The organism is Streptomyces sp. NBC_00691, assembly GCF_036226665.1.
In the GTDB taxonomy this organism is placed as follows: domain Bacteria; phylum Actinomycetota; class Actinomycetes; order Streptomycetales; family Streptomycetaceae; genus Streptomyces.
Window position 1 is genome coordinate 6,101,314 of the sequence record NZ_CP109007.1, and the last position, 24,645, is coordinate 6,125,958.

Here is a 24,645-nt window from a genome sequence, read left to right on the forward strand (position 1 = left end):
GGCCACCGGCCGCCGGCCGGGACGCGTCGGACGGGCCGCGACCCCCGGCGCCGGAGGCGGGTGGCAGGATCGGTGCCATGTCCGATCAGCACGATCCCGCCCCGTACGACGCCCTGCTGCTGCTCTCGTTCGGCGGCCCCGAGGGCCCGGACGACGTGGTCCCGTTCCTGGAGAACGTGACGCGCGGCCGAGGCATCCCGAAGGAACGGCTCAAGGAAGTGGGGCAGCACTACTTCCTCTTCGGCGGCGTCTCCCCGATCAACGACCAGAACCGCGCGCTCCTCGGCGCGCTACGGACGGACTTCGCCGCCGCCGGCCTGCAGATTCCCGTCCACTGGGGAAACCGGAACTGGGCCCCGTACCTCACCGACACCCTCCGCGAGATGATCACCGACGGCCGACGTCATGTCGCCGTCCTCACGACCAGCGCGTACGCCTCCTACTCCGGCTGCCGCCAGTACCGCGAGAACCTCGCCGACGCGCTCGCCACCCTCGAAGCGGAGGGCCTCCCGCTGCCCCGCGTCGACAAGCTCCGGCACTACTTCAACCACCCCGGCTTCATCGAGCCCATGATCGAGGGCGTCCTCGCCTCCCTCGCCGAACTCGACCCCTCCGTCCGCGCCAAGGCCCACCTCGCCTTCACCACCCACTCCATCCCCGACTCCGCCGCCGACTCCTCGGGACCGGTCACCGAACACGGCGACGGCGGGGCCTACGTCCGCCAGCACCTCGACGTCGCCCGGGTGATCGCCGACGCCGTCCGCGAGCGGACCGGGAACGACCACCCCTGGGAGCTCGTCTACCAGTCCCGCAGCGGCGCCCCCCACATCCCGTGGCTGGAGCCCGACATCTGCGACCACCTGGAGGCGCTGCACGGCGCCGGGGTGCCTGCCGCGGTCATGGTCCCCATCGGCTTCGTCTCCGACCACATGGAGGTCCTCTACGACCTCGACACCGAGGCCACGGCCAAGGCCGCCGAACTCGGCCTGCCCGTGAGGCGCTCGGCCACCGTCGGCGCCGACCCGCGCTTCGCCGCCGCCGTCCGCGAACTCCTCCTGGAGCGGGCCGCGCACGAGCGGGGAGCCAGGGCCGAGCGGTGCGCGCTCGGCGCCCTCGGCCCCTCCCACGACCTCTGCCCGATCGGTTGCTGCCCGGCCAGGGCGGAGCGCCCGGCGGCGGCCGGCGCCGACAGCCCGTACGCGTAAGGAACCCCCGTGACCGAGATGGCCGACGACGTGACCGAAGGGACCGACGTGACCGACCCGCTGCTCACCGAACTGCTCGACCTCGCCCTGGAGGCCGCACGGCGGGCCGGAGCGCTGCTGCGTGACGGCAGGCCGGACGACCTGGCCGTGGCGAAGACGAAGTCGAGCTCCATCGACGTCGTCACCGAGATGGACATCGCCGCCGAGAAACTGATCACCGGCTTCCTCGCCGACCACCGCCCGCAGGACGGTCTCCTCGGCGAGGAAGGCGCGTCCAGCCCCGGCACCAGCGGGGTCCGCTGGGTGATCGACCCGCTCGACGGCACCGTGAACTACCTCTACGGGCTGCCCACCTGGGCGGTCTCGATCGCCGCCGAACGGGACGGCGAGACCGTGGTCGGCGTCGTCGAGGCCCCGATGCGCGGCGAGACCTACCGGGCGGTCCTCGGCGGCGGCGCGTACGCGGAGGGCGGCGCGTACCCGCAGGAGCGGCGCCTCGCCGTCCGCCCCTCGCCCCCGCTCGACCAGGCACTCCTCGGCACCGGCTTCGGATACGTCCAGGCCCGAAGGGCCCACCAGGCCGACGTCGCCCGGCGGGTGATCCCGCGCGTCCGCGACATCCGGCGCGGCGGCTCGGCCGCCATCGACCTCTGCGACGTCGCCGCCGGCCGGCTGGACGCCTACTACGAGCGGGGTCTCAACCCCTGGGACCTCGCCGCCGGCGCCCTGATCGCCCGCGAGGCGGGCGCGCTGACCGGCGGCCGCCCGGGGGAGCCGGAGTCCGGAGAACTGACCCTGGCGGCCTCTCCCGGCCTCTTCACGCCCCTCCAGGGGATCCTGGAGGAACTCGGCGCCTGGCACGACTGACGGACGCGCGAGGGCCCCGGTGCCGGGAACGGCGCCGGGGCCCTCACACGTGTACGGGTCGGATCGGTCGAACCGCCCGGTCCGCGGGTCGGTCGGGGTCGGGTCGGGCAACGGGTCGGGTCAGACGGCCTGCGCGGCTACCTCCACGCCGTGCTCGGCGGCCAGCCGGTGCAGGTCGTCGAGCTCGGCCTGCTCCACATCCGCCAGGTAGTCGTCGCCCGTCTCACGAGCCCGCGTGAGGTCCGTCTGCGTGGTCCTGATGCGGTGCAGCAGGCCTGCGGTGAAAGCGTCCATCGTGCGCCCCCTCGTCATGGGTCCGGTGGCACGGGGGTGTGCCGAGGGTGGGTCGATCACACGCTGCGGTCTCTGGGGGACAGAGAGCGGTAGGTGGCGCGCCACATACAGGGCGTGATCACGGGGTGTGCAGTCGTCCTCCCCAGCCCCTTCCTCAGAGAAACCTCAACTGGCCCGTGAATCCGGTGAATTCTTCGATCCCGCCCACGGGCCCCGCCCCGCGCCCCCGCCCGCCCCGGGGCCCCGCACCGCCGCCTTACAGCCGGTTTACGCGCGTACGGGGCAGGATGGACACGCACAGTCAGTGCTCAGGTCTTCAGCCGGTCCGCCTCAGGACCGCGGTTCAAAGGGAAGGATGTACGACGTGCGCGTACTCGTCGTCGAGGACGAGCAGCTGCTCGCCGATGCGGTGGCCACCGGACTTCGCCGGGAGGCCATGGCCGTCGACGTCGTGTACGACGGCGCCGCGGCCCTGGAGCGCGTCGGGGTGAACGACTACGACGTCGTCGTCCTGGACCGCGACCTCCCCCTCGTCCACGGTGACGACGTCTGCCGCAAGATCGTGGAGCTGGGCATGCCCACCCGCGTCCTGATGCTCACCGCGTCCGGCGACGTCAGCGACCGGGTCGAGGGCCTCGAACTCGGCGCGGACGACTACCTCCCCAAGCCCTTCGCCTTCACCGAGCTCACCGCGCGCGTGCGCGCCCTCGGCCGGCGGACCAGCGTGCCGCTCCCGCCCGTCCTGGAGCGCGCCGGCATCAAGCTCGACCCCAACCGCCGCGAGGTCTTCCGCGAGGGCAAGGAGGTCCAGCTCGCGCCCAAGGAGTTCGCCGTCCTGGAGGTCCTCATGCGCAGCGAGGGCGCCGTCGTCTCGGCCGAGCAGCTCCTGGAGAAGGCCTGGGACGAGAACACCGACCCGTTCACCAACGTCGTCCGTGTCACCGTGATGACCCTGCGCCGCAAGCTCGGCGAGCCGCCGGTCATCGTCACCGTTCCCGGTTCCGGGTACCGGATCTGAATCCGATGCCCACCACCTCAGTGCCCCACCCCCACGCGCCCCCGAAGCCGGCCTGGGACCCCCGGGACCCGGTCCGGCCGCTGCTGCGCCCGACCATCCGGATACGTCTCACGCTGCTGTACGGCGGGATGTTCCTGATCGCGGGCATCCTGCTCCTCTCGATCATCTACCTCTTCACCGCGCAGGCGCTCACCCACAGCGTCTCGGAGCTGCCCTTCAAGGTCGTCGAGGGCAAGGTCCAGCCCACCACCTCCTGGTGCGAGCTGCCCGCGCAGGGCACCGGGGAGCAGCTCAACCAAGCGGTCTCGGTCTGCCTCCGGTACCAGAGCGACCAGGCTCTGGACGACCTCCTGCGCCGTTCGCTCTTCGCCCTGCTCGGGCTGAGCATCATCGCCTTCGCCTTCGGCTACGCCATGGCGGGGCGGGTGCTCTCGCCGCTCGGCCGGATCACCCGGACCGCCCGCCAGGTGGCCGGCTCCGACCTGTCCCGCCGGATCGAGCTGGACGGCCCCGACGACGAGCTCAAGGAGCTCGCCGACACCTTCGACGAGATGCTGGACCGCCTGGAGCGCGCCTTCACCGCCCAGCAGCGCTTCGTCGCGAACGCCTCGCACGAGCTGCGGACCCCGCTCGCGATCAACCGCACCCTCCTGGAGGTGCACCTCTCCGACCCGGGCGCGCCGGTGGAGCTCCAGCAGCTCGGCAAGACGCTGCTCGCCACCAACGAGCGCAGCGAACAGCTCGTCGAGGGTCTGCTGCTGCTCGCCCGGAGCGACAACCAGATCATCGAGCGCAAGCCCGTGGACCTCGCCGAGGTCGCCTCGCGCGGCGTCGACCAGGTCCACGCCGAGGCGGCGGCCAAGGGCGTCGAGCTGCGGGCCGAGTGCGCGCCGGCGGTCGTGCAGGGCAACGGCGTCCTGCTCGAACGGATCGCGCTGAACCTGGTCCAGAACGCCGTCCGGTACAACGTGGCGGAGGGAGGCTGGGTGGAGGTGACGACCGCGGCCGAGCACGGTCAGGCGGTCCTGACCGTGTCGAACACGGGTCCCGTGGTCCCCGCGTACGAGATCGACAATCTTTTCGAGCCGTTCCGGCGGCTCCGGCAGGAGCGGACCGGCAGCGACAAGGGCGTCGGCCTCGGCCTGTCGATCGCGCGGTCCGTGGCCCGTGCCCACGGGGGCCGTATCATCGCGGAGCCCCGCGAGGGCGGTGGTCTCGTGATGCGCGTCACTCTGCCGATCTGACACACTGCACGAGCCGACCCGGTTCCGTTCGCTTTGCGCGGAATTCCGTGGGCCCGATTCTGAGACGCTCATGTGTGATCGATCACAGGAGAGGGTGTCCGGACATCCACTCTCCGTAACGGAGAAATCCCCGTGAAAACCCGGAAAAGTCCGGGTTTCCCGGGCCTGGATTGACGGGAAGTACACGGGGTGGCGCCTGCAAGGGTCGCCCGTAGGACCGTGTACGGTCCGGTTCGCCACCCGAAGCCGATCACTCGCGAGAGGACGGAACGGGTGTCGATTGAGTAACAGACCTTGATGTGAGGCAAAATCTCCGCCTCAGGTCGGGCACAAGTCCGACCTCTCACGCGTTACGTGCGCTGGAGACACCGCAACCACCCAGAGGGGGAGAGCGACATGGCAACGGATTACGACACCCCACGCAAGACCGATGACGACGTCGATTCGGACAGCCTTGAGGAACTGAAGGCCCGCCGGAACGACAAGTCGACCTCGACCGTCGACGTCGACGAGTTCGAGGCCGCCGAAGGCCTGGAGCTTCCCGGCGCCGACCTCTCGAACGAGGAGCTGGCCGTCCGGGTCCTGCCCAAGCAGGCCGATGAGTTCACCTGCATGAGCTGCTTCCTCGTGCACCACCGCAGCCAGCTGGCCAGGGAGAAGAACGGCCAGCCCATCTGCCGCGACTGCGACTGAGACCCTCGGTCGTGGCAGGCGACACACCGTCCCGGAAGCGGCGTCTACGGCTCCCTGGGAGCCCGAAGACGTACAAGGGCGGCTCGGACCCGGCAGAAGGCGCCCAAGAGGCTCCTGAGGCCGAGAACGCCGCCTCCCCGCCCTCCCTCGGCGTACGTGACGACGAGCGAGGCCTCCCGGCCTCGCTCGAGGCCGTCACCGAGCCGGACCCGGCCCGTCTGCCGGCGGCGCGGGAAGCGGGACGGAGCGACGCGCTGGACGAAGCGGGGAACGACGAGACGCGACAGGACGGACGCTTCGGCGCCGTCAGGCGGCTCGCCAATCCCGCGCGCGCCCAGCTCGACAAGATCAAGATCGACTCCGACCGGATCGACGCCGTCCGGCGCGGCGTCGCGCAGGGCGTCCGCCAGGGCGTGAAGCGTGGCGGAGACAGCGCGAAGGCCGGCATCGGCCATCTGGCCGACCGGCTCATCGACCTCGCCCCGCGGATCCCCGTCCGCGATCTGGCGACCCTGCGCAAGCAGTTTCCCGGGCTCGGCCCCGAGGAGCTCGCCGACAAGCTCGTCGCGGGTGCGGCGAACGCGAGCTCGACCGTGGGCGCCAGCATCGGTGCCGCCGCCATGCTCCCCGTACCCCCGGCCATGCCGGCGGAGCTCGCGGCCGAGATCACCGGCGTCGCCGCCGTGGAACTCAAACTCATCGCCGAACTGCACGAGGTCTACGGGCTGCGGCCCCCCGGCCGGCTCACCCAGCGCTCTATGGCCTATCTGACCTCCTGGGCCGAGGAGCGGGGCATCGACCCCACCAAGCCCACCACGGTCAACGCGGCGCTCGGCGGACAGCTCAAGCGCGAGCTGCGCCAGCAGATCATGAAGCGCATGGTGCGCAACCTCCCGAACCTCACGCCCTTCATGGTGGGCGCGGCGGTCGGCGCGGTCATGAACCGCCGCGACACCAAGAAGCTCGCGAGCCACATCCGCAAGGACCTGCGCGGCCGCCAGGTCCCCTGGGACTCCCTCCGGGAGCTGCCCCCGCTGGAACAGCCGGAGAACCCGAAGGAGCTCGGCTTCTAGCCCGAAGGGGCCCGGGTTCCGGCCCGCCCGGCCCGCTCAGTCCCGGGCGCCCGCACGCACGGCGTCCAGGGCCGCCACCAGCTCCTCCGGCTCACGGCTGGAGAGGTACACGTACGGCGTCGGGTCCGCCGGGTCCATCACCTCGATCCGCACCGCCCGGGTCACATAACCGCGCATCACCATGAAGGCGCGGGGGTCCGCCTTGTGCGTGCGCCACGCGCGCGCCTCCTCCGCGTCGAGCACCTCGGCCTCGCCGAGCGCCGAGACCGGGATCCGCGCGTCGCCCGCCACCAGCGAACCGGCCACCACCCGGATCCGGGCTGAGCCGTACGAGGAGACCGCCGCACCGGCGAGCACCGCCACCACGATCAGGCCGCCCAGCATCGGGACGGTACCCAGCGGGACCATGATCAGACCGCCCGAGAGACCGAGCAGACCCGCGATCAGCCACCAGGAGCGGGGCGCCGTCAACCGCTCGTCGAAGAGCGGCGCTGCGGAGGGCGCGGGAGAGGGGGCGGGGGACGACGCGGAAGGCTGCATGCGTCCAAGCTTGGCACGGCGCGACCCGCGCCCATCCGCGCGGGTAAGGTCTGCGGCTGTGACTGCAACATCTGCCGCCCTCACCCCGCCGGCCGACGCCATACCGCCGGTACGCCACCCCGACGCGCCGGCCCCCGGCGAGCTGCTCGGTTCGCACTACGAGTACTGCTTCGGGTGCGGCGGCGGGCAGCCCCACGGCCTCCACCTGGAGGCGCGCGCGGGCGAGGGCGTGACCGTCACCGCCGAGTTCACGGTGACCCCCGACCACCAGGGCGCCCCCGGCCTCGCGCACGGCGGCGTGCTCGCCACCGCGCTCGACGAGACCCTCGGCTCCCTGAACTGGCTGCTGCGGGTCATCGCCGTGACCGGACGGCTGGAGACGGACTTCGTCCGGCCCGTCCCGGTGGGCACCGTGCTGCATCTGGAGGCCGCGGTCACCGCCGTGCACGGCCGCAAGATCTTCTCGACCGCCGTCGGCCGGATCGGCGGGCCCGAGGGCCCCGTCGCCGTCCGCGCCGAGGCACTCTTCATAGAGGTCAAGGTCGACCACTTCATCGACAACGGCCGCCCGGAGGAGATCCAGGCCGCCATGTCCGACCCCGACCAGGTCCGGCGCGCCCGCGCCTTCGAGGTGAACCCCTGATGAGCAACCCTGTCGACGTACTGATCCGGCGCGTGGACCCGGACGTGCCGATCCCGGCCTACGGCCACCCCGGTGACGCCGGGGCGGACCTGGTCACCACCGAGGCCGCCGTGCTGGCCCCCGGGGAGCGCGCCGTGCTCCCCACCGGGATCTCCATCGCGCTCCCGGACGGGTACGCGGCCTTCGTGCACCCGCGCTCCGGACTCGCCGCCCGCTGCGGAGTGGCGCTCGTGAATGCCCCGGGGACGGTGGATGCCGGGTACCGTGGAGAGATCAAGGTGATCGTGGTCAATCTCGACCCGCGCGAGAGCGTGCGGTTCGAACGATTCGATCGGATTGCCCAACTTGTCGTCCAACAGGTCGAGAAGGTGCGCTTCCACGAGGTGGCGGAGCTTCCCGGCTCGGCGCGGGCCGAGGGGGGCTTCGGGTCCACCGGCGGTCATGCCGCCGTGGACGGCACAACGGGTGGGAATCGATACGCTTCGGTCGTATCCGACCGGGAAGGACAGTGACGTGTTCGGACGTCGCAAGAAGAGCGGTGCCGCAGAGGACGCGGCGGGCGAGGCCGAGCAGGTCGTCGACGCGGTGGACGGCGAGGACGCGGACGGCGCGGCCCCGCGCCGTGTGAACCTTCCGCCGGCGCCCCGGCCCGACGGACCCTGGGACATCTCCGAGGTCGGCAAGCCCGAGGACGGCCGTGTCGACCTGGGCGGCGTCTTCGTCCCCGGGGTCGAGGGCATGGAGCTGCGGGTGGAGGTGGCGGGCGACGCGATCGTCGCGGCCACCGTCGTGCTGCGGGACAGCGCCGTACAGCTGCAGGCCTTCGCCGCCCCCAAGAACGAGGGCATCTGGGGCGAGGTCCGCGACGAGATCGCCACGGGCATCGTCCAGCAGGGCGGGGTCATCGACGAGGTCGAGGGCCCGCTGGGCTGGGAGCTGCGCGCGCAGGTCCCCGTGCAGCTGCCGGACGGCAACCGCGGTGTGCAGCTCGTCCGCTTCGTGGGTGTCGACGGACCCCGCTGGTTCCTGCGCGGAGTGATCTCCGGGCAGGGCGCGGTCCAGCCCGAGGCGGCAGGTCTCCTGGAGCAGATCGTCCGGGACACCGTGGTCGTCCGCGGTGACGGCCCGATGGCCCCGCGCGACCCGATCGTCCTCAAGCTGCCGAACGACGCGCAGATGGTGCCGGACGGCGTGCAGCAGGAGGAGCAGGAGAACTCCCGCTTCTCCGGCGGCATGGGCCAGCTCCAGCGCGGTCCGGAGATCTCCGAGATCCGCTAGTCCGCGCCAGGACCGGTCACCGGTGACCGGTCCCCGGTGGGCCTCCGGGCCCGCCGCCTATCCGCCAGGGCCGATGGGCCGCTTTCCGTACGAACACGTACGGAAAGCGGCCCATCGGTCGTTCTCCACAGGTTCCGCCCGCGGGCTCTGGCCCCGGGACCCGGCCGCGGACCATACTGGCGGGCACATGTTCGAGGAGGGGGAGCACAGGGTGAGTGAGAGCAGCACGCGGTCCGCGACGGCCGTCGCCGAGGACCCGGCGGGCCTGCCGATGGTCCGCGTGGAGAACCTGCGGCGTTCGTACGGCACCGGGGAAGCGGCCGTCCACGCCCTGCGCGGGGTCTCCTTCGACATTCCGCGCGGCGAGCTCGTCGCGCTCAAGGGCCGCTCCGGCTCCGGCAAGACGACCCTGCTCAACCTGGTCGGCGGCCTCGACAGCGCGGACGGCGGCTCGATCGTCATCGACGGCGTCGACCTCGCCACCCTCGGTGAGAACGGACTCCTGGAGCTGCGCCGCGACCGCATCGGCTTCATCTTCCAGTCCTTCGGACTGCTCCCGATCCTCTCCGCCGCCGAGAACGTGGGCGTGCCCATGCGGCTGCGCAAGGCCGACCCGAAGGAGCGCGACGAGCGGGTGGCCCTGCTCCTCGGCCTCGTGGGCCTCGCCGACCACGCGAACCAGCGGCCCGGCGAGCTCTCCGGCGGGCAGCAGCAGCGCGTCGCCATCGCCCGCGCGCTCGCGAACAAGCCGGCGCTGCTCATCGCCGACGAGCCGACGGGCCAGCTGGACCAGGAGACCGGCCTCGCCGTGATGCAGCTGCTGCGCGCGGTGGTGCGCAGTGAGGGCTGTACGGCTCTGGTCGCCACCCACGACCCGCAGCTCCTGGGCCTGGCCGACCGGGTCCTGGAGCTCAGCGACGGCGAGATCATCGAGCACTGACCCGGCACGGCCGGTCCCCACCGCGGCGGGCGGCGCGGTCCCGACATCAGAAACACGTCAAGACCGCCCCGGCCCGCTCTCCGCGTACGGAATGTCCGATTGGCTGGACGTATGGTCGTCCCATGGGACGCGGCAAGCTTCGGATATACCTCGGCGCTGCGCCGGGCGTCGGCAAGACCTACGCGATGCTCTCCGAGGGCCACCGGCGGGTCGAGCGGGGCACGGACTGCGTCGTGGCGTTCGTGGAGCACCACGGACGGCCGCGCACCGAGGTCATGCTGCACGGTCTGGAGCAGGTGCCGCGCCGCACCCTGGAGTACCGGGGGACCGCCTTCACCGAGATGGACATCGACGCCGTCCTGGAGCGGCGGCCCGCCGTCGCCCTCGTCGACGAGCTCGCCCACACGAACGTGCCCGGCTCCCGCAACCCCAAGCGATGGCAGGACGTCGCCGAACTGCTCGCGGCCGGCATCGACGTCGTGTCGACCGTCAACATCCAGCACCTGGAGTCGCTGGGCGACGTGGTCGAGGCGATCACCGGCGTACGGCAGCGGGAGACCGTCCCCGACGAGGTGGTGCGCAGGGCCGACCAGATCGAGCTGGTCGACATGTCCCCGGAGGCCCTGCGCCGCCGGATGGCCCACGGCAACGTCTACACCTCGGACAAGGTCGACGCGGCCCTCTCCAACTACTTCCGCCCCGGCAACCTCACCGCCCTGCGCGAGCTGGCCCTGCTCTGGACCGCCGACCGGGTCGACGAGTACCTCCAGCAGTACCGGGGCGAGCACAACATCCGCTCCACCTGGCAGGCCCGTGAGCGGATCGTGGTGGGCCTGACCGGCGGTCCCGAGGGCCGCACCCTCATACGGCGCGCCACCCGGCTCGCCGAGAAGGGCGCGGGAGGCGAGGTCCTCGCCGTCTACATCGCCCGCAGCGACGGCCTCACCGCCGCCTCGCCCAAGGAACTGGCCGTCCAGCGCACCCTGGTCGAGGACCTGGGCGGAACGTTCCACCATGTCATCGGCGACGACATCCCCTCCGCGCTCCTGGAGTTCGCCCGAGGCGTCAACGCCACCCAGATCGTCCTCGGCTCCAGCCGCCGCCGCACCTGGCAGTACATGCTCGGCCCCGGCGTCGGCCAGACCGTGGCCCGCGAATCCGGGCCCGACCTCGACGTCCACATCGTCACCCACGGCGAGGTCGCCAAGGGCCGCGGCCTCCCGGTCGCCCGGGGCGCCCGCCTCGGCCGCTCCCGGATCCTCGGCGGCTGGGTGGTCGGCGTCGCGGGCCCCGTCCTCCTCGCCCTGCTCCTCACCCACGTCGACGCCGACCTCGGTCTCGCCAACGACATGCTGCTCTTCCTGGCCCTCACCGTCGCGGCGGCCCTGCTCGGCGGATTCCTGCCGGCGCTCGCCTCCGCAGCGGCCGGCTCCCTCCTCCTCAACTGGTTCTTCACCCCGCCCGTCCACCGGCTCACCGTCGCCGACCCCAAGAACATCGTGGCGATCGCCGTCTTCCTCGGCGTGGCCATGTCGGTCGCCTCCGTGGTCGACCTGGCCGCCCGGCGCACCCACCAGGCCGCCCGGCTGCGCGCCGAGTCCGAGGTGCTCTCCTACCTCGCCGGCAGCGTGCTGCGCGGCGAGACCAGCCTCGACGCCCTCCTCGAACGGGTCCGCGAGACCTTCTCCATGGAGTCCGTCGCCCTCCTGGAGCGCGTGGACGACATCGAGCCCTGGACCCGGGCCGCGAGCGTCGGCCCCCACCCGGCCGCCCGGCCTGAGGAGGCGGACGTGGACATGCCGGTCGGCGACCATCTGGCCCTCGCCCTGTCCGGCCGGGTGCTGCCCGCCGAGGACCGCCGCGTCCTCGGCGCCTTCGCCGCCCAGGCCGCGGTCGTCCTCGACCGCCAGCGGCTCGTGGGCGAGGCCGAGGAGGCCCGCAAGCAGGCCGAGGGCAACAAGATCCGCACCTCCCTGCTCGCCGCCGTCAGCCACGACCTGCGGACCCCGCTCGCCGGGATCAAGGCCTCCGTCTCCTCCCTCCGCTCCGACGACGTCGAGTGGTCCGAGCAGGACCGCGCCGAATTCCTGGAGGGCATCGAGGCGGGCGCCGACCGTCTCGACCACCTCGTCGGCAATCTCCTCGACATGTCCCGGCTCCAGACCGGCACCGTCACCCCGCTGATCCGTACCGTCGACCTCGACGAGGTCGTCCCGATGGCCCTCGGGGGAGTGCCCGACGGAAGCGCCGAGCTCGACATCCCCGAGACGCTCCCGATGGTCGATGTCGACAAGGGCCTCCTGGAGCGGGCCGTCGCCAACATCGTCGAGAACGCCGTCAAGTACAGCCCCGAGGGCATGCCCGTGGCCGTCGCCGCCAGCACCCTCGGCGACCGCGTCGAGCTCAGGGTCGTGGACCGCGGCCCCGGCGTCCCCGACGAGGCCAAGGACGGCATCTTCGAGCCCTTCCAGCGCTTCGGCGACGCCCCGCGCGGCTCCGGGGTCGGCCTGGGCCTCGCGGTCGCCCGAGGCTTCGTCGAGGCCATGGGCGGGACCCTGGGCGCCGAGGACACACCGGGCGGCGGCCTGACGATGGTGCTCACCCTCAAGGCCGCGCGGGGCGGTCCGCCGGTCCCGGCCCCCGACCTCCCGGCGCACGCCGTGACCTGAACCGGCCCCCCCCCGACGCGTGGCACCCGCACGCCGCCCCGAGCCGGGGCACCCGTACTCCGCCCGAGCCGCGGCACCCGTACTCCGGATCGAAGCGCGGGTGCTCGTACCCGGGCCCGAAGCGCCTCCGAAGCGCGGCACCCGACCCGTCCCGCAGCGCGCGGCCCGTTCGTCCCCGTACTCCGCGCGCCGCGCCCTCCGCTCCCGTACTGTCTTGCTCCCGCCCGCACGGGCGACCGAAGAAGGAAGGTCCCCCTCCATGACCCGGGTCCTCGTGGTCGATGACGAGCCGCAGATCGTCCGTGCCCTGGTGATCAACCTCAAGGCGCGGAAGTACGAGGTCGACGCCGCGCCCGACGGCGCCACCGCCCTCCGGCTCGCCGCCGAACGCCACCCCGACGTCGTCGTCCTCGACCTCGGCCTCCCCGACATGGACGGTGTCGAGGTCATCAAGGGCCTCCGCGGCTGGACCCGGGTGCCGATCCTCGTCCTCTCGGCCCGGCAGACCTCCGACGAGAAGGTCGAGGCGCTCGACGCCGGCGCCGACGACTACGTCACCAAGCCCTTCGGCATGGACGAGCTGCTCGCCCGGCTGCGCGCCGCCGTCCGCCGCGCCGAGCCCGTCGGCGGCGCCGAGGACGGGGTCGTGATCGTCGAGACCGAGGGCTTCACCGTCGACCTCGCGGCGAAGAAGGTCCACCGCGACGGCCGGGACGTCCGGCTCACCCCCACCGAGTGGCACCTCCTCGAGGTGCTGGTCCGCAACAGCGGCCGCCTGGTCAGCCAGAAGCAGCTGCTCCAGGAGGTCTGGGGGCCCTCGTACGGCACGGAGACCAACTACCTCCGGGTCTACATGGCGCAGCTCCGCCGCAAGCTGGAGAGCGATCCCTCGCACCCGCGGCACTTCGTCACCGAACCGGGCATGGGCTACCGCTTCGAACGCTGAACCGGTCGCCGTTCGGGGGCAGGACCCGGTGACGGCCGTGGCCGGTACGCTTTCTGTATGAGTGCTGCACCACGTACAGAGAAGCCGGCCGGTAGGTTCCGCCGGATGCTCGACCGGCTCTCCTCCTCGCCGGAGGACCTGGAGTCGGAGGAGCTCCAGGAGGACGCCGAGGCGTCGGGGTGCACACGGATCTGTGACTGCTCCGACCGCCAGATAGTCAAGGTGACTGGTACCTTGCGCACGGTCACGCTGCGTCCCCGGGCCGGTGTGCCCGCGCTGGAGGCCGAACTCTTCGACGGCACGGCACCGCTCGACGTCGTGTGGCTCGGCAGGCGCTCCATCGTGGGCATCGAGCCCGGCCGCAAGCTGATCGCCTCCGGCCGGATCTCCATGAGCCACGGCCGGCGGGTCCTCTTCAACCCCAAATACGAGCTCCGACCGCTCGGACAGGAGTAGCCGGTGACGTCCCTCGACAAGCCGACCACCACGGACCAGGACGCCCAGGCAGCCAAGGAGGTCACCGAGGCCGCGCTGTTCGAGGCCTTCGGAGGCCTGCGGGGCATGGTCGAGACGGTCGTGCCGGGCCTGTTGTTCGTCACGATCTTCACGATCAACAAGAACCTGCAGATCTCGGCGATCGCCGCCCTCGCGGTGTCGCTGGTCCTGGTCGCCGTCCGGCTCATCCGGCGGGACACCGTGAAGCACGCCTTCAGCGGCGTCTTCGGCGTCGCCTTCGGTGTCGCCTTCGCGATGATGACGGGCAACGCCAAGGACTTCTACCTGCCCGGCATGCTGTACACCCTGGGCCTCGCTCTCGCGTACATCGTCACCGCGCTCGCCGGGGTCCCGCTGATCGGTCTGATCCTCGGCCCGGTCTTCAAGGAGAACCTCTCCTGGCGGACCCGTAACCCCGGCCGGAAGAAGGCGTACACGAAGGCGAGCTGGGCCTGGGGCCTGATCCTGCTCGGCAAGTGCGCGATCCTGTTCCCGATGTACTGGTGGGCCGACACGACCAAGTTCGGCTGGGTGCTCGTGGCGCTGAAGATCCCGCCGTTCCTGCTCGCGGTCTACCTCACCTGGGTCTTCCTCGCGAAGGCTCCGCCGCCGATCGACGTCTTCGCCGAGATGGAGGCCGAGGAGCTCGCCGAGAAGGAGCGCAAGGCGGCCGCCGCGGCGCGGACCCACCCGGAGGCCTGACACACACGGAAGGGCCCGGACCTGTTCGTCAGGTCCGGGCCCTTCCGCGTACAGCGCCGGCTCAGGACTCGGTGGTCTCCCGGCGGACCTGCAGCAGGTCCTCCAGCTGCTCCTCCCGGGCCTGCGCGGCCACGAACAGCAGCTCGTCGCCGGCCTCCAGGGTCTCCTCGGCGCTCGGCGTGAGCACCCGCGAGCCGCGGATGATCGTCACCAGCGAGGTGTCCTGCGGCCAGGCCACGTCCCCGACCGCCGTGCCGGCCACCGCCGACTCCGGCGGGAGGGTCAGCTCGACCAGGTTCGCGTCGCCGTGGCTGAAGCGCAGCAGCCGGACGAGGTCGCCGACGCTCACCGCCTCCTCCACCAGGGCCGACATGAGACGCGGGGTGGAGACGGCGACGTCCACGCCCCAGGCCTCGTTGAACAGCCACTCGTTCTTCGGGTTGTTCACCCGGGCGACGACCCGCGGCACGCCGTACTCGGTCTTGGCGAGCAGCGAGACGACCAGGTTCACCTTGTCGTCGCCGGTCGCCGCGATCACCACGTTGCAGCGCTGGAGCGCCGCCTCGTCGAGCGAGGTGATCTCACAGGCGTCGGCCAGCAGCCACTCCGCCTGCGGCACCCGCTCCACCGAGATGGCGGTCGGCGCCTTGTCGATGAGCAGGACCTCGTGGCCGTTCTCCAGGAGCTCGCCCGCGATGGAACGGCCCACCGCACCCGCGCCCGCAATAGCGACACGCATCAGTGACCGCCCTCCTCGGGACCCTCGGCGAAGGCCTCCTCGACCTTCGCGATCTCGTCCGTACGCATCATCACGTGCACCAGATCACCTTCCTGGAGCACCGTCTGCGAGGTCGGCAGAATCGCTTCGCCCAGCCGGGTGAGGAAGGCGACACGGACACCGGTCTCCTCCTGGAGCCGGCTCACCTTGTGCCCGATCCACGCGGGGGAGGTGTGCACCTCCGCGAGCTGCACACCGCCGCTCGGGTCCCGCCACAGCGGCTCCGCGCCCGAGGGCAGCAGGCGCCGCAGCATCTGGTCGGCGGTCCAGCGGACCGTCGCGACCGTCGGGATGCCGAGACGCTGGTAGACCTCGGCGCGCCGCGGGTCGTAGATCCGCGCCGCCACGTTCTCGATGCCGAACATCTCGCGGGCGACCCGCGCCGCGATGATGTTCGAGTTGTCGCCGCTGCTCACCGCGGCGAACGCCCCCGCGTCCTCGATGCCGGCCTCACGCAGCGTGTCCTGGTCGAAGCCCACGCCCGTGACGCGCCGACCGCCGAAACCCGACCCCAGACGACGGAAGGCCGTCGGGTCCTGGTCCACGACCGCGACGGTGTGCCCCTGCTGCTCCAGGGTCTGCGCGAGAGCGGCTCCCACTCGCCCGCAGCCCATGATGACGATGTGCACGTCCCCTTACCCCGCACTCCTGATCGCCTTACTGACCTGCGAAAACACCCTGCTCACAACTTTCCTCACCCGATGCGCCCGGGTCGCGGCGGGCAACACCCTGCCGGGTCACCCGGTCCGAGCTTAAGCGGCAACGCTGGCCGGGACCGCATCCGAGGTGGTACTGAGGGAGATTCGGTGCCGATCGGGGGTGCCGGTGCGCGTGGCTGTTTTCGAACGCTTACGATCCTCTCCGTGTCCAAACTGACCGACCTTCCCAAACGGATCCTGATCGGGCGGGCCCTGCGCAGCGACAAGCTCGGAGAGACTCTCCTCTCCAAGCGCATCGCCCTCCCCGTCTTCGCCTCCGACCCGCTGTCCTCGGTGGCGTACGCACCGGGCGAGGTGCTGCTCGTCCTGTCCGTGGCCGGTCTGTCGGCCTACCACTTCAGCCCGTGGATCGCGCTCGCGGTCGTCGTCCTGATGTTCACGGTCGTCGCCTCGTACCGGCAGAACGTCCACGCGTACCCGAGCGGCGGCGGCGACTACGAGGTCGCCAACACCAACCTCGGCCCCAAGGCCGGACTGACCGTCGCGAGCGCCCTGCTCGTCGACTACGTCCTGACCGTCGCCGTGTCGATCTCCTCGGGCATCGAGAACCTCGGTTCGGCGATCCCCTTCGTCGTCGAGCACAAGGTGGCCTGCGCGGTCGGCGTGATCGTGCTGCTCACCGTGATGAACCTGCGCGGAGTGAAGGAGTCGGGCTCGCTCTTCGCGATCCCGACGTACGTCTTCGTCGCCGGTGTCTTCATCATGATCGCCTGGGGCGCGTACAAGGGGATCGTCCTCGACGAGACCATGAAGGCGCCCACCGCCGACTTCGAGATCAAGCCGGAGCACCAGGGTCTGGCGGGCTTCGCGCTCGTCTTCCTGCTGCTGCGGGCGTTCTCCTCCGGCTGTGCCGCGCTCACCGGTGTCGAGGCCATCTCCAACGGCGTCCCCGCCTTCCGCAAGCCCAAGTCGAAGAACGCCGCCACCACGCTCGCCCTCATGGGCGGCCTGGCCGTCACCATGTTCTGCGGCATCATCTTCCTCGCCATGGCCACCGACGTCCGGATGGCCGAGAAGCCCGCGGAGGACCTGCTCGTCAACGGCGTGCCGGTCGGCGCGGGCTATGTGCAGGACCCGGTGATCTCCCAGGTCGCGGCCGCCGTCTTCGGCGACGGAACGTTCTTCTTCGTGCTGCTCGCCGCGGCCACCGCGCTCGTCCTCTTCCTCGCCGCCAACACCGCGTACAACGGCTTCCCGCTCCTCGGCTCGATCCTCGCCCAGGACCGCTACCTGCCGCGCCAGCTGCACACCCGCGGCGACCGCCTCACCTTCTCCAACGGCATCGTGCTCCTCGCCGGCGCCGCCGCCCTTCTCGTCTGGGTCTACGGAGCCGACTCGACCCGGCTGATCCAGCTGTACATCGTCGGCGTCTTCGTCTCCTTCACCCTCAGCCAGATCGGCATGGTCCGGCACTGGAACCGGCACCTGACGACGGAGCGCGACCCCGCCAAGCGCCGCCACATGATCCGCTCCCGCGCGATCAACGCCTTCGGCGCCTTCTTCACCGGCCTCGTCCTCGTCGTCGTCCTCGCCACCAAGTTCACCCACGGCGCCTGGGTCGCCCTGCTCGGCATGGTGATCTTCTACGGGACGATGTCCGCGATCCGCCGGCACTACGACTCGGTCGCGGCCGAGATCGCCGCCGCCGAGGAACGCCCCGACGAGTACGTACGCCCCTCCCGGGTCCGCTCGATCGTCCTGGTCTCCAAGCTGCACAAGCCCACCCTGCGCGCCCTCGCGTACGCCAAGCTCATGCACGCGAACGAGCTGGAGGCGCTCACCGTCAACGTCGACCCGGTCGAGACGAAGGCGCTCCGGGAGGAGTGGGAGCGACGCGGCATCAACGTCCCGCTCAAGATCCTCGACTCGCCGTACCGCGAGATCACCCGCCCGGTGATCGAGTACGTCAAGAGCATCCGCCGCGAGAGCCCGCGCGACGCCGTCTCCGTCTACATCCCGGAGTACGTCGTCGGCCACTGGTACGAGCACCTGCTCCACAACCAGTCCGCGCTCCGCCTCAAGGGCAGGCTGCTCTTCACGCCCGGCGTCATGGTCACCTCGGTCCCGTACCAGCTCCAGTCCTCCGAGGTCGCGAAGAAGCGGGCCAGGAAGCGCCAGGAGTGGAACGCGCCCGGCTCGGTCCGCCGCGGCCCGGTGGAGAAGGGCCACAAGGAACCGGCGGCGAAGAACCACTAGCACCACCGGGAACACCGGGCACAGAGAACATCGCAAAAAGAACAACTAGACTGGTGGGCTGCCGTCCAAACGGCAGCCCACCGTCGCGTCCCCTTGGAGCTTCCCCACCATGCAGAACACCCCTGTTTCGTCGTTGGTCGGGGAAGAGTACGAGGTCGAGGTCGGTCCGGTCGCACACGGCGGTCACTGCATCGCCCGTACCGAGGCGGGCCGCGTCCTCTTCGTCCGCCACGCGCTGCCCGGCGAGCGGATCGTCGCCCGCGTCACCGAGGGCGAGGAGACCTCCCGCTTCCTGCGCGCCGACGCCGTCACGATCCTCGACCCCTCCAAGGACCGCGTCGAGGCCCCCTGTCCCTTCGCGGGCCCGGGCAAGTGCGGCGGCTGCGACTGGCAGCACGCCAAGCCCGGCGCCCAGCGCCGCCTCAAGGGCGAGGTCATCGCCGAGCAGCTCCTGCGGCTCGCCGGCCTGACCCCCGAGGAGGCCGGCTGGGACGGCACGGTCATGCCGGCCGAGGGCGACAAGCTCCCGCAGGGCGAGGTCCCCCAGTGGCGGACCCGCGTCCAGTACGCGATCGACGCCGACGGCAACGCGGGCCTGCGCAAGCACCGCTCGCACGAGGTCGAGGTGATCGACCACTGCATGATCGCGGCACCGGGCGTCTCGGAGCTGGGCGTCGAGAAGCAGGACTGGCCGAACATGGCGTCGGTCGAGGCCATCGCCGCCTCCGGCTCGGGCGACCGCCAGGTCATCCTGACCCCGAAGCCCGGCGGCCGCCTCCCCCTGGTGGAACTCGACAAGCCGGTCTCCGTCCTCCGCGTCGACGAGAAGGACGGCGGGGTCCACCGCGTCCACGGCCGCGCCTTCGTCCGCGAGCGCGCCGACGACCGCACCTACCGCGTCGGCAACGGCGGCTTCTGGCAGGTCCACCCGAAGGCCGCGCAGACCCTGATGCTCGCCGTCATGCAGGGCCTCACCCCCCGCAAGGGCGAAACGGCCCTCGACCTCTACTGCGGCGTCGGCCTCTTCGCGGGCGCCATCGCCGACCGCGTCGGCGACCAGGGCGCGGTACTCGGCATCGAGTCCGGCAAGCGCGCCGTCGAGGACGCCCGCCACAACCTGGCCGCCTTCCCGCGCGTCCGCATCGAACAGGGCAAGGTCGAGTCGGTCCTCCCGCGCACCGGCATCACGGAGGTCGACCTCATCGTCCTGGACCCCCCGCGCGCCGGCGCCGGCAAGCAGACGGTCCATCACCTCGCCGGCCTCGGCGCCCGCCGCATCGCCTACGTCGCCTGCGACCCGGCAGCCCTGGCCCGAGACCTGGCCTACTTCGCCGACCGCGGCTACAAGGTCCGCACGCTGCGCGCCTTCGACCTCTTCCCGATGACCCATCATGTCGAGTGCGTCGCGATCCTTGAGCCTGCTGAAAAGGGCCGCTGACCTGGCGTTTCTCCGAGTGTGCGTTATGGGCGTTACGTGCGTTAGGTGCGATATCTTGACGCATATTCGACGCACGTGACGCACGTTTGACGCACGAACGGCACGGATTCTGATGGGTCGTCATGCAGCCTTGGCGACCACCGAGTGGAGCCCTCAGCTGTCTGGTGTTAGACACCTTGAGGTGGTTGGGGCTCGGGTTGCTGAGCTGTTGGCGGCCCCTGCCCCATCCGCTTCTCGGTAGTGACGCTCCGTGAGGCTAGGTGGGGGTCAGGGCCATGCTGAGTCAGGGGCCGTATGGGCTCCAGTGCCCGAGAAAGGGCCTGAGATCGTCGGCTCGCGGTTCGGGGATGTCGGGCAGCCGGGGCGGTGTGTTCAGCGGGTCGAGGCGCTCCACGCGTGCTGCCGCCCAGTCGATCCACGTTTCGGCTTCTCTCCTGGCCTGACCTGGGGGCATGGTCTCGACCCGGGTGCGTACGGCGCTCACGTACTCCGTCAGTCGGATGGCGTGGCGCCATGCCGTTTCCTGTGCTTCGAAGTGCCTGACGCGATACGCCTCGGCGTACTGGACACGTGCTTCATCCATGGCGGCTTCCCAGCGGATGCGCTTCTGGCGGGCTGCTTCGATCTCGTCGAGCCGTTTGCGTTCGGCGGCTTCGCCGCGGAGGGTGATCTCCTGCGCGATCTCGGCTAGCTGGGCTTCGAGTGAGCGGCCAGGGGTGTCGGCCCATTCGCTCGCCCGGTGTGGCTGGCCGCCGCTGAGGACGAAGCGGAGGCGTTCGGATGGGGTGTAGTCGAAGCGGGGGATCCTGATCCAGGAGTTCTTCTTGGCCTCGGCGAGTTCCTTTTCGGTGGCGACGTGCTCGGTCCGGTCCTGCTCCTGGAGGACGAGGAACTCCACGGTCTGGCCCTGCGCGGTGATGGTGAAGTGGGGAGACGCCCTGCGGCGCCGATGCGGCGGGGGCGCGGAGCCGGTCTGCCCTGCCGCACTGGAGTGCCCTGCGTTCTCGGTGGCGGTGATCAGCGCCTGGATAAGCCTGAGGGCACGTCCTTGGACCGGCTTGGCCAGGCCCAGCGGCTGAGGTTGGTTCTGCATGGCCCGTACCACGCTGTGTGGCCGCGTGAGCCGCGAGGGGACAGGGACGGGGTTAAGGGCCGCGAGGCGCCAGGCGGGGATGTCGACGAGCTTGATCTCGTACCCGCCGCGGCACCAGCCCCCGTACAGTTCCTTCGTCTCCGGGATCCTTCCGGATCTGCGCGCTGCGGCAACGCGCGAGGGCCACTTCTCCAACTCCGGACCGCTGCCGGTCTTCACGATCCGGCCGCCCGCCTCCGCAAGCTCTTGCAGCAGTTGCTCCGTGAGCGTCACACGAGGCTGTGGGGGAGGGCTTGGCTTTCGCCCGGCGGCCGGAGTTTCCCGGGCTCGGCTGGGCAGCGGTTGCGGAGTGGGGACCTGGGTCTTCGGCGGGCATGACCCGCGGGGAGGGTAAGTGCCGTGCGTCAGGTAGTACTGGCCAGCGGTCGTCAGGGCGACGCTCCACTGGCCGCCTTTCCGGGAGACCGTGACCAGACCTCGGTTCTGCAGCGCCTGGGACGTGGTCTTGTAGGAGCTGCTCTCCCAGACGCCAGCAGGGCACCCGGCCCCCACCCATTGCAGCACTGAGAGTTGTTGCTCATTGACCTGTCGCTCCAAATGATCCACCTGCGACTCGAGGAAAACGTATGACGGAAGAATTCAGATCTGACAGCCAATGTTTGGTACCTGTGGCAGATGCGCCCGCAGGGGCATGTGGCGCCTTGTTCTGCCTGCGTCAGCACTACCGGCGCCATGTCGCTCGTTCACCCCGAGGCCCGGCATCTGGGCGGGCCCGCAACTGCCGGTGCTCCAGCGCATCGAGCTGCCTCGCTCTGCTGCCCATCCTGCGGATGGTCACCTTCGGCGAGGGGGCGTCGTGCATGAGCTGGCTGCCGAGGCTGCCTTCGCAGCCCAGAGCAACAACACCGGCTGAAACCGACACCCAAGCGGGGTGCCCCGTTGGCTGATCAACTGGAGGGGAGCCCGAGTTTGTCGAAGAACGCCCGGTTGCGTTCGGTAGCGGCGTTGACGAGGCGGTCGAAGCTCACCACTTCGATGTATGCCTTGAGCGGTTCGTTGAAACCGAAGTAGCCCATGCCGTCGTGGGTGGGCCGCAGAGTCGCGTACTCGCATCTGTCCACCATCGTCTTCGTCAGATCGGCGAGGACGTAACAGAAGGCAGGTGCTTCACGCGTAGGGGGGATCGGCCGCCCGAGCGCAGTCTTCACTCCGCCGGCGCGCACACGCTTGACGTAGTCCAGGCACTGCTGGATGGGGTCCTTGTCCTCCGAGGCGTCATTGCGCATCGGCCGCTTGACTTCGACCACGACGATGGACGGCAGCGGCAGCGATTGCCCCTCCGAGGCCAGGACCGGCGAGCCGACGAGCCGGGTCGCGAGGAGGTCGGGCTCCCTCGTAGAATCGGAACCCGTGATTGGCATGCTTTTGAGGGTCTTGTCCGAGGCGAGGTAGTCGTGAAACGCGAGCCGCTCGTCGATGATCCACAGGTTCGAGGCGTCGGTGCCGACCTCATTGGAGTCGGTCCGCATCGGCATGAGCAGCGAGTGGATCGCATCCTCTCTGCTGTACCTGCCTTGGTCGTCCACCTCGACCAGCCGCTGGAGCACGTCGAGGATCGCCCGTCGACGTGAGACGTAGGCGGCCAGGTCGGACTGGTTGATGTCGGTCACCGTATTCAGGTACCGGGCCAACCGGTCGTCGTACCCCTCCGGTGGGGCGGAATTTGCTTGGCCCAGGACCGCGTGGCCCTCGGCGAGTGCGGACGCTTCGAGCTTCTGGAGGTTGCTGTGAAGCAGCAGTTCCAGTTCCTGGTCCTTGATGGACGGGTCCACGGTTAGGCCGAGCGGCTCCAGCCGCGAAAGTACGGGCCGGTACCGCGGGGCACGGTTGCTGACGAACTCGTGGACCCGGGCCTTGCCCTCCTCGCGCGCTGCGCTGAGCGGTCCGGCGAGGATCCGCTCGACTTCCTTCAGCGCGCTCTCCCTGATGTCGTCCATCGACACGTCCTCGATAAGAGGGGTGTCCGGTGCTTGTTCGCTGATGTCGAAGGCCGTACGGTCGGCGCGCACGTGGCTGTCCAGGAAGTCTGAGGACAAATAGCAGACGTACGTGAACGGGGAGGACTCCGAGTCCTTGAGCCTCCCATAGAGCCCGGGCACCTTGCTGGTGAGGTTCTCCTCCAGCACCACACGGTTCGCAGCGCACCAGTACAGCCGTGGCGCGTGATTCCGCGGCGAGGACTTCAGGCGGAGGCTTACCATGTCGAACCTCTCGCCCTTGACGTCTATCGAAGTCCTTTGCAGGTCGGAATAGACGAAGTCGTTCATGAGGCTGTTGAGCGAGACCGCCCCGTCGTCGTCGGACACCATGATGTGGGGCGCGCCGCCGGGGCGTAGGAAGTACCAGATGCAGTGCTCGAATACCTCACGGGCGATGGCTTCTACAGACTTCAGCCCGCTCTGTTGGTAGGGCTTCTTGAACCCATCGAGGCTCACGGCCGCGCCGACCTCGGCGGGCAGTTCCGCCTCCGGGTCCAGCTCGACCTCTCCGTGGACGGAGAAGCGGAACTGCCGCCCGTCGATGCGTCCGGCTTCGTCCTCGTAGGCGCTGCGAATCGTGACCCTGTCGAATGCCTTCAGCCAGAGCAGGCGCCCCACGCCGCGGCAGCCCATGTCGGCCTTGTGGTCGCTGTCCAAGGTCTCGAACGATGTCATGTTCTCTGGAGTGAAGCCCACCCCGTTGTCCTCGACGGTGAAGCCCACGATGGGTTTCAGGGCCGTACGCCCCGGGCCGACGTGGCTGAAGTCGAGTGCTTCCTGTGGGCTGCGGTGGATCCTGATCCTCAGACGACCGGACTCGGTATCGTCACCGAACCGCGCGTCGATTGCCTGGATCGCGTTGACGACGGCCTCTAGGAGCGGCAGCAGGGCATGACTTTTCGGCAGGCTCGTGTTCCGGACTCTGCCGGCCAGTGACGTGGTCAGCGCCATGGTCTTCCTCCTCGCTCCGGGGCCGCCCACCCTATCCGCGGGTATGGCCCAAAGCGTGCTGGACGACCAAGACTCCCAGGAATTGGTCTTCCTGCGATGCCCGCTTTCGGATCGGCAATCTGCAGGCTCGGCAGTCCGAGCGAGCCTGACCGACCCCAACACAGCTCGGGATCTTGTCCGATTCGGTGACAGAGCGGGAGACAGGAACTCCCCGAAGGCTATTCCCGCGATGGAGCGCACCCTCGCCTGCGGCTCAGCGCTCGGCCTTGGCCGGAGGAGGCGGGTGGGGAAGACGCAGTTGGAAGCATGCGCCGGTGTCGGAGGGGACGAAGACAAGGATGCCTTGGCGGTGGGCGAGTTCGCGTGTGATGGGCAGGCCCAGGCCGGTGCCCCCGCGGTCGCGGGAGCGGGCGTCGACGAGCCGGACGAAGAGTTCGAAACGCGTTCGGCGTTCTCGGCGGGTACGCCCGACCCGGCACCGTGGACGGACAGGATGACGTGCTGGTCCTGGTTCCGGACGGTGACCTGGACGCAGCTTGTGGCATGGCGCGTGGCGTTGTCGACGAGGTTGCGCTGTGCACGTAGGAGGGTCTGGTGGCGTCCGTGGTGAGCGCCGGCGGGCGGTCGGGAGGCTGATCGTACCGTTCGGTCAGCTGGGGGACGACGCGGCGATCTGGTCGGTGACGGTGGCGACGACGGCGCTCGCGTGGATGGGGTGGGTATCGAGCAGGACCCGGGCGTCGGGTGCGGGGCCAGGGCTGCGGCCTAATCTGTGCAGTCGTGCCGCCCTGGGCAGCGGCTACCGCCGACTGGAACCCTAACGG

23 protein-coding genes are annotated in these 24,645 nt (G+C 70.4%); 16 read left to right on the forward strand and 7 right to left on the reverse strand.

Annotated elements, in window-relative coordinates:
- Nucleotides 1-77 precede the first annotated feature (77 nt).
- Together OG392_RS27545 and OG392_RS27550 are read left to right on the forward strand one after the other, a co-directional pair.
- On the forward strand, nucleotides 78-1,205 hold the full coding sequence (locus tag OG392_RS27545) for a ferrochelatase (RefSeq protein ID WP_329283842.1): 1,128 nt from the start codon (nucleotides 78-80) through the stop codon (nucleotides 1,203-1,205).
- 48 nt (nucleotides 1,206-1,253) lie between these two features.
- Nucleotides 1,254-2,072 (forward strand): inositol monophosphatase family protein, encoded by an 819-nt coding sequence (locus OG392_RS27550; protein WP_329287486.1) that lies wholly within the window; start codon nucleotides 1,254-1,256, stop codon nucleotides 2,070-2,072.
- A gap of 120 nt (nucleotides 2,073-2,192) precedes the next feature.
- Here the strand turns inward: OG392_RS27550 and OG392_RS27555 are convergent, their stop codons facing one another.
- Nucleotides 2,193-2,366: a hypothetical protein gene (locus OG392_RS27555; protein WP_329283843.1), complete on the reverse strand. Its 174-nt coding sequence runs from the start codon at nucleotides 2,364-2,366 to the stop codon at nucleotides 2,193-2,195.
- Nucleotides 2,367-2,730: 364 nt separating this feature from the next.
- On the opposite strand from OG392_RS27555, the gene OG392_RS27560 reads away from it, so the two are divergent.
- The 4 genes from OG392_RS27560 (at nucleotide 2,731) to OG392_RS27575 (ending at nucleotide 6,394) form a co-directional block, all read left to right on the forward strand.
- Nucleotides 2,731-3,384, forward strand: coding sequence for a response regulator transcription factor (locus OG392_RS27560; RefSeq protein WP_030146958.1), 654 nt, complete (start codon nucleotides 2,731-2,733; stop codon nucleotides 3,382-3,384).
- A gap of 5 nt (nucleotides 3,385-3,389) precedes the next feature.
- The gene (locus OG392_RS27565) at nucleotides 3,390-4,628 is read left to right on the forward strand and encodes a sensor histidine kinase (RefSeq protein ID WP_329283844.1); all 1,239 of its coding nucleotides are present in this window, start codon (nucleotides 3,390-3,392) and stop codon (nucleotides 4,626-4,628) included.
- Nucleotides 4,629-5,024: 396 nt separating this feature from the next.
- Nucleotides 5,025-5,321 carry a DUF4193 domain-containing protein gene (locus OG392_RS27570; protein WP_003955561.1) on the forward strand — a complete coding sequence of 99 codons (297 nt, stop codon included), beginning with the start codon at nucleotides 5,025-5,027 and terminating at the stop codon, nucleotides 5,319-5,321.
- A gap of 11 nt (nucleotides 5,322-5,332) precedes the next feature.
- Nucleotides 5,333-6,394: a hypothetical protein gene (locus tag OG392_RS27575; protein WP_329283846.1), complete on the forward strand. Its 1,062-nt coding sequence runs from the start codon at nucleotides 5,333-5,335 to the stop codon at nucleotides 6,392-6,394.
- A gap of 36 nt (nucleotides 6,395-6,430) precedes the next feature.
- On the opposite strand, the gene OG392_RS27580 is transcribed toward OG392_RS27575, so the two are convergent.
- On the reverse strand, nucleotides 6,431-6,934 hold the full coding sequence (locus OG392_RS27580) for a DUF3093 domain-containing protein (RefSeq protein ID WP_329283847.1): 504 nt from the start codon (nucleotides 6,932-6,934) through the stop codon (nucleotides 6,431-6,433).
- Between the two features lie 58 nt (nucleotides 6,935-6,992).
- Here OG392_RS27580 and OG392_RS27585 point away from each other — a divergent pair, with 58 nt between their 5' ends.
- The 8 genes from OG392_RS27585 to OG392_RS27620 all read left to right on the forward strand — a co-directional run bounded on the left by OG392_RS27585 (nucleotide 6,993) and on the right by OG392_RS27620 (nucleotide 14,607).
- The gene (locus OG392_RS27585; RefSeq protein WP_329283848.1) at nucleotides 6,993-7,577 is read left to right on the forward strand and encodes a PaaI family thioesterase; all 585 of its coding nucleotides are present in this window, start codon (nucleotides 6,993-6,995) and stop codon (nucleotides 7,575-7,577) included.
- Nucleotides 7,577-8,089 (forward strand): dUTP diphosphatase, encoded by a 513-nt coding sequence (gene dut / locus OG392_RS27590; RefSeq protein ID WP_055601374.1) that lies wholly within the window; start codon nucleotides 7,577-7,579, stop codon nucleotides 8,087-8,089. The genes OG392_RS27585 and dut overlap by 1 nt, the downstream gene beginning before the upstream one ends.
- A gap of 1 nt (nucleotide 8,090) precedes the next feature.
- Nucleotides 8,091-8,855 (forward strand): DUF3710 domain-containing protein, encoded by a 765-nt coding sequence (locus OG392_RS27595; protein ID WP_329283849.1) that lies wholly within the window; start codon nucleotides 8,091-8,093, stop codon nucleotides 8,853-8,855.
- 187 nt (nucleotides 8,856-9,042) lie between these two features.
- A complete protein-coding gene (locus OG392_RS27600) occupies nucleotides 9,043-9,795 on the forward strand; it encodes an ABC transporter ATP-binding protein (protein ID WP_329283850.1) in 753 nt (250 codons plus the stop codon).
- A 122-nt stretch (nucleotides 9,796-9,917) separates the two neighbouring features.
- On the forward strand, nucleotides 9,918-12,464 hold the full coding sequence (locus tag OG392_RS27605) for a sensor histidine kinase KdpD (RefSeq protein ID WP_329283851.1): 2,547 nt from the start codon (nucleotides 9,918-9,920) through the stop codon (nucleotides 12,462-12,464).
- 259 nt (nucleotides 12,465-12,723) lie between these two features.
- On the forward strand, nucleotides 12,724-13,410 hold the full coding sequence (locus tag OG392_RS27610) for a response regulator (RefSeq protein WP_329283852.1): 687 nt from the start codon (nucleotides 12,724-12,726) through the stop codon (nucleotides 13,408-13,410).
- A gap of 57 nt (nucleotides 13,411-13,467) precedes the next feature.
- Nucleotides 13,468-13,866, forward strand: coding sequence for an OB-fold nucleic acid binding domain-containing protein (locus tag OG392_RS27615; RefSeq protein WP_073906407.1), 399 nt, complete (start codon nucleotides 13,468-13,470; stop codon nucleotides 13,864-13,866).
- 3 nt (nucleotides 13,867-13,869) lie between these two features.
- Entirely contained in the window at nucleotides 13,870-14,607 is a 738-nt protein-coding gene (locus OG392_RS27620; RefSeq protein ID WP_329283853.1) for a DUF3159 domain-containing protein, read from the forward strand.
- 61 nt (nucleotides 14,608-14,668) lie between these two features.
- Here OG392_RS27620 and OG392_RS27625 read toward each other — a convergent pair whose 3' ends face one another.
- Together OG392_RS27625 and OG392_RS27630 are read right to left on the reverse strand one after the other, a co-directional pair.
- Nucleotides 14,669-15,346, reverse strand: a complete 678-nt coding sequence (locus tag OG392_RS27625; protein ID WP_329283854.1) for a potassium channel family protein — start codon at nucleotides 15,344-15,346, stop codon at nucleotides 14,669-14,671.
- Nucleotides 15,346-16,014 carry a potassium channel family protein gene (locus OG392_RS27630; RefSeq protein ID WP_030321520.1) on the reverse strand — a complete coding sequence of 223 codons (669 nt, stop codon included), beginning with the start codon at nucleotides 16,012-16,014 and terminating at the stop codon, nucleotides 15,346-15,348. Before OG392_RS27630 ends, OG392_RS27625 begins: the two co-directional genes overlap by 1 nt.
- Before the next feature lie 234 nt (nucleotides 16,015-16,248).
- Between OG392_RS27630 and OG392_RS27635 the strand changes: the two genes are divergently transcribed.
- On the forward strand, nucleotides 16,249-18,300 hold the full coding sequence (locus tag OG392_RS27635) for an APC family permease (RefSeq protein ID WP_209497244.1): 2,052 nt from the start codon (nucleotides 16,249-16,251) through the stop codon (nucleotides 18,298-18,300).
- A 109-nt stretch (nucleotides 18,301-18,409) separates the two neighbouring features.
- Nucleotides 18,410-19,738 carry a class I SAM-dependent RNA methyltransferase gene (locus tag OG392_RS27640; RefSeq protein ID WP_329283855.1) on the forward strand — a complete coding sequence of 443 codons (1,329 nt, stop codon included), beginning with the start codon at nucleotides 18,410-18,412 and terminating at the stop codon, nucleotides 19,736-19,738.
- A gap of 283 nt (nucleotides 19,739-20,021) precedes the next feature.
- Here OG392_RS27640 and OG392_RS27645 read toward each other — a convergent pair whose 3' ends face one another.
- From OG392_RS27645 to OG392_RS27655, 3 genes are all read right to left on the reverse strand, one after another.
- Nucleotides 20,022-21,104, reverse strand: coding sequence for a hypothetical protein (locus OG392_RS27645; protein ID WP_329283856.1), 1,083 nt, complete (start codon nucleotides 21,102-21,104; stop codon nucleotides 20,022-20,024).
- Between the two features lie 674 nt (nucleotides 21,105-21,778).
- Complete coding sequence (locus OG392_RS27650; RefSeq protein ID WP_329283857.1) at nucleotides 21,779-23,821, reverse strand: ATP-binding protein; 2,043 nt, start codon at nucleotides 23,819-23,821, stop codon at nucleotides 21,779-21,781.
- Between the two features lie 253 nt (nucleotides 23,822-24,074).
- A complete protein-coding gene (locus OG392_RS27655) occupies nucleotides 24,075-24,458 on the reverse strand; it encodes an ATP-binding protein (RefSeq protein ID WP_443055104.1) in 384 nt (127 codons plus the stop codon).
- Nucleotides 24,459-24,645 lie beyond the last annotated feature (187 nt).